We start from the raw sequence: 1,211 nt of genomic DNA on the forward strand, positions 1-1,211 counted from the left end.
GTGGTTCTTTCTTATTCAGAAAGAGCGGTATTATGCAATGATTCTTGCAACAACACCCGCACCTACAGTACGACCACCTTCACGGATTGCAAAACGTAAACCATCATCCATCGCGATTGGGTGAATCAGAGTCACGATCATGTTGATGTTGTCGCCTGGCATTACCATCTCTACGCCTTCTGGCAGTTCGATAGTACCGGTTACGTCAGTTGTACGGAAGTAGAACTGTGGACGGTAGCCTTTGAAGAATGGAGTATGACGACCACCTTCATCTTTGCTCAGAATATATACTTCTGATTCGAATTGAGTGTGTGGCTTGATTGAACCTGGTTTAGCCAGTACTTGACCACGTTGAATTTCTTCACGTTTAGTACCACGCAGCAGAACACCAACGTTCTCACCCGCACGACCTTCGTCCAGCAGTTTACGGAACATTTCAACGCCAGTACAAGTTGTTTTCGCAGTCGCTTGAATACCAACGATTTCAACTTCTTCACCAACTTTGATGATACCACGCTCAACACGGCCTGTTACTACTGTACCACGACCAGAGATTGAGAATACGTCTTCGATTGGCAGCAGGAATGGCTTGTCAATTGCACGCTCTGGTTCTGGGATGTAAGAATCCAGGTAACCTGCTAATTCAACAATTTTTGCTTCCCACTCTGGGTTGCCTTCCAGCGCTTTCAGTGCTGAACCGCGAACAACTGGAGTGTCATCGCCTGGGAAATCGTACTGAGACAGAAGTTCACGAACTTCCATTTCAACTAATTCTAACAGTTCTTCGTCGTCTACCATGTCACATTTGTTCAGGAAAACGATGATGTAAGGAACACCTACTTGGCGACCTAACAGGATGTGCTCACGAGTTTGTGGCATTGGGCCATCAGTCGCAGCAACAACCAGAATTGCACCGTCCATCTGCGCAGCACCAGTGATCATGTTTTTAACATAGTCGGCGTGTCCTGGGCAGTCTACGTGTGCGTAGTGGCGAGTTGGTGTGTCATATTCTACGTGAGATGTAGAAATGGTGATACCACGCGCTTTTTCTTCTGGTGCGTTATCGATTTGATCGAATGCACGAGCGTTACCGCCGTAGGTTTTAGCCAGAACAGTAGTGATAGCTGCTGTCAGGGTAGTTTTACCATGGTCAACGTGGCCGATTGTACCAACGTTAACGTGCGGTTTTGAACGTTCAAATTTTTCTTTAG

Annotated in this window: 1 protein-coding gene; it reads right to left on the minus strand. The window is 46.7% G+C overall.

Annotation, left to right across the window (positions count from 1 at the left end):
* Window positions 1-30: 30 nt before the first annotated feature.
* Window positions 31-1,211 (minus strand): elongation factor Tu (gene tuf, locus PROVALCAL_RS14675; RefSeq protein WP_006660102.1); only part of this gene is annotated, 1,181 nt, incomplete at its 5' end.

The sequence above is a fragment of the Providencia alcalifaciens DSM 30120 genome, from assembly GCF_000173415.1.
In the GTDB taxonomy this organism is placed as follows: Bacteria; Pseudomonadota; Gammaproteobacteria; order Enterobacterales; family Enterobacteriaceae; genus Providencia; species Providencia alcalifaciens.